The organism is Arthrobacter psychrolactophilus (assembly GCF_003219795.1).
Lineage (GTDB): Bacteria > Actinomycetota > Actinomycetes > Actinomycetales > Micrococcaceae > Specibacter > Specibacter psychrolactophilus.
The window spans coordinates 82,992-96,448 of the sequence record NZ_QJVC01000006.1 but is presented as its reverse complement, the minus strand read 5'-3'; the positions used below and the strand labels follow the sequence as shown (position 1 = coordinate 96,448).

Genomic DNA, 13,457 nt, shown 5'->3' with positions numbered 1-13,457 from the left:
TTTATGAGCTCCTCTTGCGAGTGAGAAAGAACTGGGAAATCGAGACGATGACAATGATGGCGAAGAAGATGTAGGAGATGGCCGCGGAGTAGCCCAGTCGATATCCCGTGAAGCCCGACTCGAAAATGTACTGGACCACGGTGCGGGTAGAACCGGCGGGTCCACCCGCTGTCATCTGGTACACCTGATCGAAGATTTTCAGCGAGGCCAGAACCTGCAAGATCACGATCATGATGGTGGTTGCCTTGATCTGCGGCAAGGTGATGGAGAAGAACTGGCGCCATCCACCAGCACCATCCAGCTGAGCTGCCTCGAAGTGTGCCTGAGGAATATTGCCCATGGCTGCGAGGTAGAGGAGGAAGTTGAAACCAACTGTCCACCATAGGGTCGCAATGACAATGCTCCACATCGCCACATCCGGGTTGTTGAGCCAGTCGATCGGCGGAATGCCGATCTTGCCCAGCAATTCGTTGATGAGGCCCAGCTGCGGGTTGTACATCCAGACGAAGAACAGCGAGACGACCGTGGAGGCCAATAGGTATGGGGCAAAGAAGGACAGTCGCCACAGCCACTGCGCCGGCAGGCCCATGTTCACTAGGGCCGCCATTGCCAGGGCTACAAGAACCAGCGGCACGGTGCTGATGAGGGTGAAGTAGAACGTGTTGCCCATGGAGTGCCACATATCGGCGTCCCCCAAGGCTTCGATGTAGTTGTCAAAACCGATGAAACTACTGTTGGCGCCCGTGAGCGACTTGCCCGTGAAGCTCATATAGAGCCCGTATATCAAGGGCCAGACGAGGAAGACCCCGAAGAACACCAGAAATGGTGCCATGAATGACCAGCCGTGGCGGCGATCTCGTCGCAAGCGGACGGCGTGGTTGTTCTCGTGAACGTGTTGAACAGTTACTTCTGAGCTACTAGATACGGTGGACGTGCTCATTGCGTTGGCTCCCTTGCCGCAAAAATGACTCTCCCAAAGATGATGTGTAACGCCTTGTGGCGTATTTCAGCCGGACTACACCGGATTGGGCTTGGATAACAAGGTGTCCAAGCGCTTGATGAAGTTGTCCCAGCCGTCCTTGGCAGCCGTGCGGCCGAGGAAGACGTTTTGCACGTTTTCAGCGAAGAAGGACTGGAAATCTGAGCCAGAGCCGGTAAACCAGGCGCGTGGATCGTAGTTGATAATGTCTGCCGCTCCGGCATAGTGAGCTTGTGGCAGCAGCTGAGCGTACTCGGCTGATTGCACCACGGGCTGGAAGGCCGGGATGTGACCTGCCTGCGCCCAGTTGAAGGAACCCTTCAAGATATCCCCCACGAACGCGTACACCAGTTCACGCTTACGTGGGTCAAGGTTCAGCTGGTGCGGCAAGACGAAAGCGTGTGAGTCAGCATAGGCTGCTGGGGTTCCAAACAAGGTGGGAATGGGCATGGCGTCAAGGGGCACCTTGGCCGTCTGCATGGTGGGCAGTTCCCAGACACCGCTCATGAACATGCCCGAGTCTTGCCCGGCAAATTCCGCGATGGCTGTTCCTCCGTCGCCGCTCGGAGTTGCGATGGTGTCATCGAGCAACGAGTGGATGTATTCCAAAACATCGATGGCAACGTCCCTGTCCACCACGGCCTTTTGTCCCTGCACCAAATCCATGGGAGCGGCGTGCTGCTTGTAGAGCGTGTAGAACAAGCGCCACATCTGTGCCCCGTCGCCGAGATATCCATAGGAAAGACCGTGCTTTCCGGTCACCTTCGCCATCTCGACGGCCATTTCCTTGAAGCCGTCTGGCGTGTAGACGGCTTCTAGCTGACCGTTGCTTCCAAGCACTCCCGCCTTCTGCGCCACCTCGGTGTTGTACATGAGGATAAAGGGGTGTGAATCAAGGGCAATAGAGAAGAGCTTGCCGTCTTGCAGGCTATTTTCCCAAATACGAGGCGCAAAGTCTTTCTCGGTCACCCCATTCTTGGCCAAGAGGTCCAGATCCCAGCTATCCAAGAGCCCGCCCGGCGCATAGCCAGCGACACGCGAGGCATGCATGATGGCTACCTCCGGAGGTCGGCCACCGGCTGATGCCATCGCCAGTTTGGTGTAGTACGGAGGACCCCAGGCCAAGACCGTTGGATTGACATGAAATTCTTGCTGAGAATCATTGGCGGCATCGATCATGGCTTGCATCTTGATACCGTCACCGCCCGAGAGCAGGTGCCAGAATCGAAGCTGTTCCTTGGTGGCCGCATTGGCGGAACCGCCACAACCAGCAAGCAGCGCGCCGACTCCCATGGCCGAGAGAGCTAGTCCCCCACCACGCAGCAACTGCCGACGAGATAAATTATTGACTTGATTCATCGCTCACTCCTTTGGATGCGATTGCACTTCAAGCTCATGTAAATTCCGCACTCTCAGCCAGACCGGGAGGGCGGAAATTGCCAATCGCTTGTGATCTACTCCACAGATTACATCGTTGTAATGCGTGGCACAAGAGATTTTTGTTAGCGTGCACAATATTTCTTTAAGAGGCACTCTGGACCAGTGATAGCTTGTCAGCTCGCTCTTCGCGAGCTGGATTCCGCCCCGTGCCCGCGTCCTTACTTGCTTGCTCCCAGGAGTAGCCCTACAGCTCGATCCCGTATCTGCGCTTGCGGCCCAGTTCGGTGTCGCGCACATCCTCAAGGACCCCACCGTTTCCCTCAATGGTTCGCGCTGATGCCAGATTCTGCTCATCACAGGTGAGCAGCACCCGACTCAATCCAGCGCTGTGGGCGTGAGGGAGAACAGCTTTTAGGGCCCACGTCGCAATGCCCCGGCCGCGAGCAGTCGGTCGGACGTTATAGCCAATGTGGCCGACCGCCTCGACCATGACGGGCGTTAGCACATGCCGGAGCTCGATCGCTCCGAGGTAGCTGTCCTCTTCCACTATCCAGAATCTACTGGCGGTGACTTGCACTCCACCTAAGAGGAAGGCCGGATCAGCCGGCATGCTAAGACGTTGTATCCAGGCCTGGAAGTCCTCGGCCGTGTCGAATCGGTCGCCGGGGCGGATGCCCGAACCGTCCTGGTGACCGTCGGGTCATTCCCTCTTGGCCTCCAACCATGACTGATGAAAGCTGACGGACGGGGCGGTGAGTCTGAGGATGAATCGCAGCTTATCAAGACTCCGCAAATATCTCTTGGCCTCGTTGAGGCAGGCAAGCCGCTACGGTGTCGTGAGCTAGTGAGCTGCGGAGCTGGCTCTCGAGATCAGTTGATAGGGCAGCGTGAGTTGCACGGGTTCTCGTTTTCGATCTGCCATCCGTCCTCGTAGGAGCCTCATGACTTCTTCGGCGAGGGCCCGCTTATCAAAGGAAATAGTGGTCAGCGCCGGGACAGCAAATTGTCCATGGTCAATGTCATCAAATCCGGCAATCAAAACATCTTGGGGAACCCGGTGGCCCTCTAGATGCAGGACACTTAAGGCGCCGATAGCGAGCGAATCGGTGAAGCAAAAGATGGCCTCGGGAAGCTGGTTCTCACGCAGGTAGTTCCCCAGGGCGCGGGCGCTGCCACCAGGTATCCACTCATCGCAGGCGATTTCTAGGTGGGGATCGTGGTCGATCCCCAGATCGTCTAAGGCCTGACGATATCCCATGGTGCGGATATTGGCCGTGGCTGTGCGGCGATTTTCCGTGGTACCCAGGATGGCGATCCGCCGTCGTCCTCCAGCCGCGAGGGCTAGCGTCATGTCACGAGCTGCACTGAAATTATCGACGCCGACATGATCGACTTGGTGTTGTTCAACCTCACCAATCATGACCACAGGTGGCAGATTCCCACCCGTTCGAATGGCACTGACGTCCAGGGCGATGGGGTTGAGAATGAGGCCGTCGATCAGATTGGCGCGAGCCTTGGAGACGAGGTCAAGTTCGCGGTGGGGATCATGCCCGGTCTCCTCGAGTTGAACGCTCCACCCTTGCTCGTGAGCCACCTCGACAATCTGGTGCGCTACCTCCGCAGAGTAGGGAGTTCCTAGATCCGGCAGGGCCAGGGCGATGACTCCTGAGCGCCCGTTACGGAGTCCGCGAGCCGAAAGGTTAGGAATGTAGTCTAGTTCAGCAATGGCCGCTTCGACCTTGGCCCGGGTGCTTTCGCTGACGGGCACAAGCCCGTTGACCACGTTGGAGACAGTCTTGGGCGAGACACCCGCACGTGCGGCGACATCTTTGACCGTGGAACGCATCACTACCCCCTTTGGTGCCAATGATTCTTTGACTGCCCATGATGCTGCAGCCAATGACACCATCACCCTACCCGGACCCCCGCAATTTTTGTGGGCGCCACCCACGGGCTAGGTGGAATCGGCCACGCTAGGCGACTCGTGGCGGCGCCGTCGAATCCCTGATAACGAGTTCGGTGGCCAATTCCATATGCGCCGAGTCAAGCTCCTCGCCCTTGACCAAACGTAGAACGGCACGCAGGGCAGCTCGCCCCATTTCTTGCAAGGGCTGCGCCACAGAGGTCAATCTCGGTAGGGTCTGCTCGGTGAGTGGGGTTCCGTCAAACCCCACCAGGCTCAGATCGTCAGGGACTCGCAAGCCATGCTGACGCGCCTCCTCGAGCACGCCAAGAGCAGTCGCATCCGACGCCGCGAAGATTGCCGTGGGCGGTTCATCCAGCGCAAGAAGCTGGCGAGTACCCTCCACACCAAAGGTCTTGGTAAATCCGCCCGTCAAAATGTATTCGGGTCGTTGCTTGATTCCGTGACCCATCAGAGCTGCGAGGTAGCCATGCAAGCGGGCCACACTGCATTCGGCAGCATTCGGGCCGCCCAAAAAAGCAATACGAGTATGGCCCAACGACAAGAGATGCTCGGTAGCTTCTTTGCCGCCTGCCCAGTTGGTCGCACCAACACTGCTAAATCCTTGCCGGGGCGGGTTCAAGGGATCAATGACCACGACAGGAATGTTTCGTTGGGCAAATGAGTCAAGTTGCCGTGTCGTCATCTCCGACGTCACCAAAATCAGACCCTTGCGCCCCGATTCAATCATTCGCTGTGCCCATTCTTCATGGTTGGCCGTCTGTAGTTTTGCCGGCGTCACACTGCCAACAACCACATCCACACCTTCAGCGGCCGCATAATCCAGAATTCCGGTGAGGATCTCCATCGAGTACTGCGTGGCCATCCCATCGATCACCAGGTCAACCATGTCCGGCCCTGTGGATCTGGCCCGACGCTGCATGGGTGATTCATAGCCCAGCTCCGTCAAGGCCGCCTGAACCCGTAGCCGCGTAGCTTCCGCTACGTCATCGCGACCATTGATGACTTTCGACACCGTGGGAGCCGAGACACCAGCGAGGGCTGCAACTGTCGCCAGAACCGGCTTCGCCCTGACTTTTTCTGCTCGCACCATCACACCCTCATCCTTTCGAAAAGTTTCTGTCAGTTGAAGTGTGCAGGAATACCTAAGCCTCCGTCAAATGCCCCAAAAATGGGCTTGACGTGTGATGACAATCACGACTATGTTTTATCCAACTTCAGAATTACTTGCGAAACATTTCGAAACTTGCTTCTCGGTCATCACCCATCTCAGGCCCCGGCCCTTTTCAATGGAGAATAAGAATGGAACACAACACCACCTCACGCCGATCCTTCCTCACACTTGCGGGCCTTGCCCCGCTGGCAGTGTGGGGTCTGAGCGCCTGCGGCACATCTGGCCCCGGCAGTTCATCGGCCAAGGGCGCCTCAATGTGGTCTGTCAGCGGAGATCCGAACGAAACGATCCGAAAGAATTCGATCGATGCGTTCGGCAAGGCAAACGCGGGCAGCGAAATCAAGGTGACGTTCTTCCAGAACGACGCCTATAAGACCAAAATCAAGACGGCAATCGGCGCCGACCAGGCTCCCACCATCATCTATGGATGGGGCGGAGGCGTCCTGAAGTCATACGCTGCCGCGTCCCAGGTTGAAGACCTCACCTCATGGTTCGCTGACAACGCCGCCGTGAAAGAAAAACTGTTTGAGTCAGCCTTCGGCGCAGCCACGATCGATGGCAAAATCTACGCCATCCCGGCCACCACCGTGCAGCCGATCATTTTCTACTACAACAAGGAACTCTTCTCCAAGGCAGGCGCCCAGCCGCCCAAGACCTGGGACGATCTCCTCACGTTGACCAAGACGTTCAACGACCTGGGCATCGCACCCATCGCCTTGGCCGGTCAGTCTCGCTGGACGTCCATGATGTGGCTGGAATACATGTTTGACCGTGTCGGTGGACCCGAGGTCTTCACCAATATCTTCAACAACAAGGCTGACGCCTGGTCCGACCCGGCTGCCCTTGAGGCGCTGAAGAAGATCCAGGAGCTCGTCACTGCAGGCGGCTTCATCAAGGGCTTCTCCTCTATTACCGCTGACTCCAATGCTGATCAGGCGTTGCTGTACACCGGCAAGGCCGCCATGATGTTGCATGGCGCGTGGACTTACGGCGGAATGAAGAACGACGGCGGCGACTTTGTTCCCGGCGGAAACCTCGGTTGGGTAGACTTCCCGGCTGTCGAAGGCGGCAAGGGTGACCCCAAGAATGCCGTTGGTAACCCTTCGAATTACCTCTCGATCTCGGCCAAGGCCAGCGATAGCGACAAGGAAGCAGCCAAGAAGTTCTTTGCCGAAGGACTCTTGGCCACGGCAGAGGTCGACGCCTACATTGCCTCCGGTTCAGTTCCCGTGGTCAACGGACTCGAAGACAAGTTTTCCACGTCCGACGACAAGGACTTCCTCAGCTACGTGTACACGCTGAGCAAGGACGCCCCCAGCTACCAGCAGTCCTGGGACCAGGCACTCAGCCCGACAGCGTCGGAAGCACTCTTGAACAATATCGACCAGTTGTTCGTTGGCTCCATTACTCCAGAAGAGTTCGCATCCAACATGAATGCGACGATCGGCAAATGAGCACCAACAACTTAACCACCTCACCTTTGCGACGGCAACGTCAAAAAGCCGTTGAGGCATCGAAAGGAAAGACCGGCCAGCTGGCGTGGCTTGCCGTTCCGGCTCTCATCTTTTTCATTGTTTTTGCCATCATTCCACTGGCAGGAGTCTTCCTGCTGAGCTTCACGACCTGGGATGGAATTGGCGCCATCTCGGTGGCAGGAATCGCGAACTGGCTGAGCGTCTTCACAGACCCGGGCATGTATCACGCTCTCTGGCTAACGTTTGTTGTCATGATCCTCTCGTGGATCATCCAGACTCCGATTAGTTTGCTGCTGGGAACCTTTACCGCAGGAAGCCAGAAGTATCGGGCACTGCTCGCTGTCCTGTATTTCCTGCCGTTGTTGCTTTCCTCGGCCGCCATTGCCATTGCCTACAAAGCACTCCTGGATCCAAACTTTGGTCTGGCCGCAGGTCTGCATCTGCCCTTCCTTGCCCAAGACTGGTTGGGGAATCCCAATCTTGCCCTCGGCGTCGTCATTTTTGTCATCGCCTGGCAGTTTGTCCCGTTCCACACGCTGATCTACCAAGGTGGCGTGCGCCAGATCCCGCGCTCCATCTACGAAGCAGCCGAGATCGACGGGGCGGGGCGCGTGAAGCAATTCTTCTTCATCACCGTGCCCCAGCTGAAATACACCATCATCACATCCTCCACTCTCATGACCGTGGGATCGTTGACCTACTTCGATCTGATCTTCGTTCTCACCAACGGTGGACCTGGTAACGCCACACGCATCTTGCCGTTGGATATGTACCTGACTGGCTTCAGGGCCAACTTGATGGGCCCGGCCAGCGTGACAGCGGTGGTTCTCGTAGTGATTGGCCTGGTCATGGCCTTGGTCCTGCAGCGATTGGGCGGCAAGGATCGCACCGGCAGCCAATTGGAAGGAATGTAAGATGAGCGCCACGTTGACAGGGTCAACCACGACAAAACGGGACCGGGACATGCAGCCAGCCGTGAAATTGAACCGCCCGAAGGGCCGTTTCAACCTTCCCGGCGGAGCCGCTGGCTGGTTATGGCTAGCCATCATTATCATCCCAATCTACTACATCGTCATCACGAGCTTGAAGACACAGGCCGGGTACTTTAGCCAGAATCCTTTGGCCTTTCCAGCGAAACCAACGTTGGAAAACTACAAGATGGTTATCGAGGCGGACTTCACCCGCTACTTCTTCAACAGCGTCATCATCACCGTTGGAGCGGTAATTCCCACCCTCATTGTTGCTTTCATGGCTTCTTTCGCCATTGTGCGTGGCAATGGCAAGTTCCTCAAGGGCGTCAACGCGCTCTTCTTGATGGGACTGGCCATCCCGCTGCAGGCCACGATCATTCCCGTGTACCTGATGATCATCAAGATGAATCTGTACGACAGCCTCTTGGCCATCATCCTGCCCTCGGTTGCCTTCGCGATTCCGCTGAGCGTCTTGATCATGTGCAACTTCATCAGGGACGTACCCAATGAGTTGTTTGAGTCGATGCGCCTCGATGGTTGCAGCGAATGGCAGACCATGTGGCGACTGGCACTCCCCCTCACCAAGCCGGCCATTGTCACCGTCGGTATCTACAACGGTCTCGGCGTCTGGAATGGCTTCCTTCTGCCCTTGATCTTGACTCAGAGCCCCGAGCTTCGCGTCTTGCCACTGGGGCTGTGGACCTTCCAGGGCGAATTCAGCGTCAATATTCCAGCCGTCTTGGCCTCGGTAGTCTTGAGCACCCTGCCCGTCTTGGCGCTCTACATCCTGGGCCGCCGGCAACTCCTGAGCGGCTTGACCGCCGGATTCAGCAAGTAATCCCGAAAGGACACTTCTTACAATGTCAGCACAGCAAAAGCCCACCCTTCGGGTAGGTATGATCGGCTATGCGTTCATGGGAGCCGCGCATTCCCATGCGTGGCGCAACGCGCATCGCTTCTTCGAGCTGCCGTTCACCCCGGAACTGACGGCCATCGCCGGACGGAACCAATCCGCCGTCGAGCATGCCGCCGAGCAGATGGGGTGGGCGTCGACCGAGACGGATTGGCGGGCACTGATCGCACGTGATGACATCGACCTGATCGACATTTGCACCCCCGGCAACACGCATGCGGAAATCGCCATCGCCGCGCTCAAGGCCGGCAAACATGTCCTGTGCGAAAAGCCGCTCGCGAACAGTGTGGCCGAGGCCGAAGAAATGACGGCCGTCGCTGCGGAGGCGGCACGCCAGGGTGTGTTCGCCATGTGCGGCTACTCGTACCGGCGAACCCCGGCCCTGGCGCTCATGAAGCGCATGATCGCCGAGGGCAAGGTTGGCACGATTCGCCACGTTCGCGCCCAATACCTGCAGGACTGGCTTTCGGATCCCCATGCCCCGCTGACGTGGCGCATGGACAAGACGAAATCCGGCTCCGGCGCGCTGGGCGATATTGGAGCACACAGCATCGACGCCGCCCAGTTCGTCACGGGCCAGCACCTCAGCGGGGTCTCGGCCATCATGGAAACCTTCACGAGCCAGCGCCCCGTCGGTGGTGACTTCGTTGGATTGGGCGGCACAGGTGCGGTGGATGAAAACACCGCAATGGGTCCGGTCACCGTCGATGACGCCGCCATCTTCACGGCCAGGTTCGACGGCGGAGCTATCGGCGTGTTCGAGGCGACCCGTGCCGCTTTGGGCCGGAAGAACGCCATGCGTCTTGAGGTCAACGGCTCACTCGGCTCGCTGGCCTTCGACTTTGAAAACATGAACTTCCTTGAGTACTACGACGAGCGCGACGAGGCCGGATCCCGCGGCTTCCACCGCATTATGGTCACCGAGCCCGAGCACCCCTATGTGGGCAATTGGTGGCCCACGGGCCACGGACTTGGCTACGAGCACGGTTTCACTCACCAGGTCGTGGACCTCGTGACGGCACTGGGAGCTAAAACCCAGCCCACGCCGTCGTTCGAGGAAGCCCTCGGCGTGCAGCGAGTCCTGGCCGCGGTCGAGGAAAGCGCCAGCAACAACAGCAACTGGACCACTATCAACCAAGAGGACACCCCATGACAACTGGAAAAAACGCACTCGTGGTGCGCGGCGGCTGGGACGGACATCAGCCCGTGGAAGCCACCGAACTATTCATCCCTTACCTGCGCGAGAACGGCTATGAGGTCCGTATTGAGGAAAATACCGCCGTTTACGCAGACCCTGAGTACATGGCGAGCGTGGATTTGATCGTCCAGTGCAATACCATGACCACCATCGAGCGCGAGGAATTCAACGGCCTGCGCACGGCCATTGAAAATGGCACGGGCATGGCCGGCTGGCACGGTGGCATCGCCGATTCCTACCGCAACAACTCCGATTACCTGCACCTCATCGGAGGCCAGTTCGCCTGCCACCCCGGCCATCACCCGGATGAGGCCACGGGGGAACAATCCGATAATTACGTCCCCTACACGGTCACCATGAATGCCGCGGCCGCCACACACCCCATCACGGAAGGCATCGGCGACTTCGACCTGGTCACGGAACAGTACTGGGTTCTGAGCGACGACTACATCGACGTGCTCGCCACGACCACGCAAAAGGTTCGTGAGTGGGACCCGTGGACACGCGAGGTCACCTCCCCCGCCATCTGGACCCGCCAGTGGGGCAAGGGTCGCATCTTCGTCTCCACCCCGGGTCACCGGGTAGAAATATTGGAAGATCCAAACGTCAAAACCATCATTGAAAGGGGAATGTTGTGGGCCAGCCGCTAAACATCCTGAACATTGGCATCGTGGGCTGTGGAAACATCATTGCCCAGTACCTCAGCACCTTGCCGTCCTTGGACACGCTGCGGCTCGTCGCCGTCGCCGATCTGGACCTCTCCCGAGCCGAAGCTGTCGCCGCGGATTTGCCCGGCGTCCGGGCGCTGTCGGTCCAGGACCTGATGGACGACGACGAGGTCCAGTTAGTCTTGAACCTCACCATCCCTGCCGCGCATGCGCAGGTCGCCCTTCAAGCCATCGCTGCTGGTAAGAGCGTTTATGGCGAGAAGCCACTGGCGGCCACGGCCGAGGAAGCCGCTGGGGTGCTTGCCGCCGCCGCGGCAGCCGGGCTGACCGTTGGCTGCGCCCCCGACACGGTTTTGGGCACGGGAACCCAGACGGCCCGTCGGGCGATTGACGACGGTTTGATTGGCCGCCCGATTTCTGCGACGGCGACCATGATGTGCCCGGGCCATGAACGTTGGCACCCGAACCCGGACTTTTACTACGTTCCCGGCGGCGGACCGCTGCTGGACATGGGACCGTACTATGTGTCTGCGCTTGTGACCTTGTTGGGGCCGGTCAAGTCTGTCATTGGCGCCGCAAGCCATACCCGTGATTCGCGCACCATTGGTTCGGGCCCGCGCGCAGGAGAAGAAATTCCGGTCTCCACGGACACCCATGTCAGTGGCGTATTGATTCACGAGTCGGGCGCGTTATCGACCGTAATCATGAGCTTTGACGCCGTCGCCACGCAGTCAGCCAACATCGAGATCCACGGCGAGACGGGTTCACTGATAGTGCCTGACCCCAATCACTTTGCCGGCGACGTGAAGCTGCGCCGCCTGGGTGATGACAGCTGGGAAACTCTTCCTGTCTCAGGAGGTTATGTGGCTGGTGCCCGTGGAATCGGTCTGCATGATCTAGCCGCAACTCCGGCCGGCCAGGAACCTCGAGCCGGAGGAGCCTTGGCGTTCCACGCGCTGGAGGTCATGGAATCGGTACTGCGTTCGGCTCACACCGGCCAGCTCGTGGACATCAGCAGTACCTGCCCACGTCCGGAAGCCGTTCCGCTCACGGTGCTATCTCATGCGGAAGCACTGACACACTCCGGCTAAACCCCTCCTCCGGCGAGGTATTTTAGATAAAAGCTGCCTCGGCTCCCACCTCTTCCGTGGGAACCGAGGCAGTCTTTCATTTAAGTTCTAGGGGCCTCACACAAGCTATGTCGCTTGACTCAAGCCTTGAAGCAGCCGTTTGCACCAGCAATACAACGACGGTGGGGCACCCAGGCTCTCCCTGGGTGCCCCACCGTCCTTTAACAGTCAGCCGTGGCTGATACGGGTCAGACTAGCTGCCGATACCTGCCAGCAAGAAGATAATGGTGGCAATAGCAAAGCCCATGACGCCGATCAGAGTTTCCATGACTGTCCAGGTCTTCAGAGTCGTCTTGACATCCATGCCGAAGAAGCGACCGACCAACCAGAAGCCGGAGTCGTTGACGTGGGAGACGACGACGGAACCGGCGGCCACGGCGATCACGAGGGCGGCGATCTGCATGCCGGACAGGCCCGCCAGGGCCACGGCCGGGGCAATGAGGCCAGCGGTGGTGGTCAGGGCCACGGTGGCCGAACCCTGCGCGATGCGCAGGATGGCGGCGATCAGGAAGCCAGCCAGAATCAACGGAATACCTAGGTCTCCTAGGACGTCGGCCAATGCCCCACCGATACCAGAAGCGCGGAGGACGCCACCGAACATGCCACCGGCACCGGTGATCAGGATGACCGAGCATACCGGGCCGAGGGAGGATTCGAGCAGCTTCTCGATGGCGCCGGAATCCTTGCCGCGGCGGGTGCCCAGAACAAATACGGCCACGAGAACGGCAATCAACAGGGCTACGGGGGTTTCACCGATGGTGCGCAGGACCTGGAACCACTGCTCTTCTTTGACATCTTCGGCTAGTACACCGGAGGAGGCGAGGGTGTTCAGGGCGGTATTGATGAAGATCAGGAGCAGCGGCAGGAGCAGCAGGCCAATGATGGTGCGGAACCGCGGCGGGTGTGACTCGGCCTCTTCGCTGGCCTGGCCCAGAATGGCAGGAACCGGGAGAACCAGTTTCTTTCCCGTCCACAAGCCAAACAGGTAGGCGGTGACATACCAGGTGGGGATGGCGGTGATGAGGCCGGCGATCAGAACCAGGCCGATGTTGGCATCAAAGAAGGCTGCAGCGGACACCGGGCCCGGGTGTGGCGGCAGGAAGATGTGCATGACGGAGAACGCACCAGCGGCGGGAAGTCCGTAACGAAGTACTCCCCCGCCTAGGCGGTGGGCCACAGCGAAGACAACGGGCAGCATAACTACCAAGCCGGCGTCGAAGAAGATGGGGAAGCCGAAGATCAGTGAGGCAAGGCCTAGCGCAAACGGGGCACGCTTTTCGCCGAACACGCCGATCAGGTAATCGGCCAGTACCTTGGCGCCACCGCTGGTCTCCACGATGCGTCCGAGCATGGCGCCCAAGCCCACGAGGAGCGCCACGGTGCCGAGGGTGGTGCCAAAGCCATTGACCAAGACGGGAACCACCTGGTTGGCGGGGATTCCGGTGGCGAATGCGGTGGCAAGGCTGATCAGGATCAACGCCACGAGTGCATGCATCCGCAGCTTGATGATCAGGAACAGCAGTACAACGATCGACGCCGCCGCGATGAGCAGCAGCGGTCCAGCACCCAGTGTTTGAGTCCATCCTTCGATGACCATGGGTTCTCCTTTGAACAAGAATTAGTTAGTGATTGAAAAGAATTGGGG

General features: G+C 58.8%; 12 protein-coding genes. 6 read left to right on the top strand and 6 right to left on the bottom strand.

Annotated features, from left to right (window positions below; all coding sequences use genetic code 11):
- Position 1: 1 nt before the first annotated feature.
- The 5 genes from CVS30_RS09180 to CVS30_RS09160 form a co-directional block, all read right to left on the bottom strand.
- Complete coding sequence (locus tag CVS30_RS09180) at positions 2–940, bottom strand: carbohydrate ABC transporter permease (RefSeq protein ID WP_110485030.1); 939 nt, start codon at positions 938–940, stop codon at positions 2–4.
- A gap of 75 nt (positions 941–1,015) precedes the next feature.
- Positions 1,016–2,338, bottom strand: a complete 1,323-nt coding sequence (locus tag CVS30_RS09175; protein WP_110485029.1) for an extracellular solute-binding protein — start codon at positions 2,336–2,338, stop codon at positions 1,016–1,018.
- 265 nt (positions 2,339–2,603) lie between these two features.
- The gene (locus CVS30_RS09170) at positions 2,604–3,032 is read right to left on the bottom strand and encodes a GNAT family N-acetyltransferase (RefSeq protein WP_281268076.1); all 429 of its coding nucleotides are present in this window, start codon (positions 3,030–3,032) and stop codon (positions 2,604–2,606) included.
- 168 nt (positions 3,033–3,200) lie between these two features.
- Entirely contained in the window at positions 3,201–4,205 is a 1,005-nt protein-coding gene (locus CVS30_RS09165; protein WP_110485028.1) for a LacI family DNA-binding transcriptional regulator, read from the bottom strand.
- Positions 4,206–4,332: 127 nt separating this feature from the next.
- The gene (locus CVS30_RS09160; RefSeq protein WP_110485027.1) at positions 4,333–5,376 is read right to left on the bottom strand and encodes a LacI family DNA-binding transcriptional regulator; all 1,044 of its coding nucleotides are present in this window, start codon (positions 5,374–5,376) and stop codon (positions 4,333–4,335) included.
- A 209-nt stretch (positions 5,377–5,585) separates the two neighbouring features.
- Here CVS30_RS09160 and CVS30_RS09155 point away from each other — a divergent pair, with 209 nt between their 5' ends.
- Genes CVS30_RS09155 through CVS30_RS09130 form a run of 6 tightly spaced genes read left to right on the top strand, consistent with a single transcriptional unit; the run spans position 5,586 to position 11,773 of the window.
- A complete protein-coding gene (locus CVS30_RS09155; protein ID WP_110485026.1) occupies positions 5,586–6,911 on the top strand; it encodes an extracellular solute-binding protein in 1,326 nt (441 codons plus the stop codon).
- The gene (locus CVS30_RS09150) at positions 6,908–7,846 is read left to right on the top strand and encodes a carbohydrate ABC transporter permease (protein WP_110485025.1); all 939 of its coding nucleotides are present in this window, start codon (positions 6,908–6,910) and stop codon (positions 7,844–7,846) included. The genes CVS30_RS09155 and CVS30_RS09150 overlap by 4 nt, the downstream gene beginning before the upstream one ends.
- A gap of 49 nt (positions 7,847–7,895) precedes the next feature.
- Positions 7,896–8,741: a carbohydrate ABC transporter permease gene (locus tag CVS30_RS09145; RefSeq protein ID WP_245934528.1), complete on the top strand. Its 846-nt coding sequence runs from the start codon at positions 7,896–7,898 to the stop codon at positions 8,739–8,741.
- Positions 8,742–8,763: 22 nt separating this feature from the next.
- The gene (locus CVS30_RS09140) at positions 8,764–9,969 is read left to right on the top strand and encodes a Gfo/Idh/MocA family protein (RefSeq protein ID WP_110485023.1); all 1,206 of its coding nucleotides are present in this window, start codon (positions 8,764–8,766) and stop codon (positions 9,967–9,969) included.
- Complete coding sequence (locus tag CVS30_RS09135; protein WP_110485022.1) at positions 9,966–10,664, top strand: ThuA domain-containing protein; 699 nt, start codon at positions 9,966–9,968, stop codon at positions 10,662–10,664. Before CVS30_RS09140 ends, CVS30_RS09135 begins: the two co-directional genes overlap by 4 nt.
- The gene (locus CVS30_RS09130; protein ID WP_110485021.1) at positions 10,649–11,773 is read left to right on the top strand and encodes a Gfo/Idh/MocA family protein; all 1,125 of its coding nucleotides are present in this window, start codon (positions 10,649–10,651) and stop codon (positions 11,771–11,773) included. The genes CVS30_RS09135 and CVS30_RS09130 overlap by 16 nt, the downstream gene beginning before the upstream one ends.
- A gap of 232 nt (positions 11,774–12,005) precedes the next feature.
- Here the strand turns inward: CVS30_RS09130 and CVS30_RS09125 are convergent, their stop codons facing one another.
- Positions 12,006–13,409, bottom strand: a complete 1,404-nt coding sequence (locus CVS30_RS09125) for a GntP family permease (RefSeq protein WP_110485020.1) — start codon at positions 13,407–13,409, stop codon at positions 12,006–12,008.
- Positions 13,410–13,457: the final 48 nt, after the last annotated feature.

Coding starts and splice junctions, on each gene's coding strand:
- CVS30_RS09180 (WP_110485030.1), bottom strand. CDS start 940: ATGAGCACGTCCACCGTATCTAGTAGCTCAGAAGTAACTGTTCAACAC.
- CVS30_RS09175 (WP_110485029.1), bottom strand. CDS start 2,338: ATGAATCAAGTCAATAATTTATCTCGTCGGCAGTTGCTGCGTGGTGGG.
- CVS30_RS09165 (WP_110485028.1), bottom strand. CDS start 4,205: ATGCGTTCCACGGTCAAAGATGTCGCCGCACGTGCGGGTGTCTCGCCC.
- CVS30_RS09160 (WP_110485027.1), bottom strand. CDS start 5,376: ATGGTGCGAGCAGAAAAAGTCAGGGCGAAGCCGGTTCTGGCGACAGTT.
- CVS30_RS09155 (WP_110485026.1), top strand. CDS start 5,586: ATGGAACACAACACCACCTCACGCCGATCCTTCCTCACACTTGCGGGC.
- CVS30_RS09150 (WP_110485025.1), top strand. CDS start 6,908: ATGAGCACCAACAACTTAACCACCTCACCTTTGCGACGGCAACGTCAA.
- CVS30_RS09145 (WP_245934528.1), top strand. CDS start 7,896: ATGCAGCCAGCCGTGAAATTGAACCGCCCGAAGGGCCGTTTCAACCTT.
- CVS30_RS09140 (WP_110485023.1), top strand. CDS start 8,764: ATGTCAGCACAGCAAAAGCCCACCCTTCGGGTAGGTATGATCGGCTAT.
- CVS30_RS09135 (WP_110485022.1), top strand. CDS start 9,966: ATGACAACTGGAAAAAACGCACTCGTGGTGCGCGGCGGCTGGGACGGA.
- CVS30_RS09125 (WP_110485020.1), bottom strand. CDS start 13,409: ATGGTCATCGAAGGATGGACTCAAACACTGGGTGCTGGACCGCTGCTG.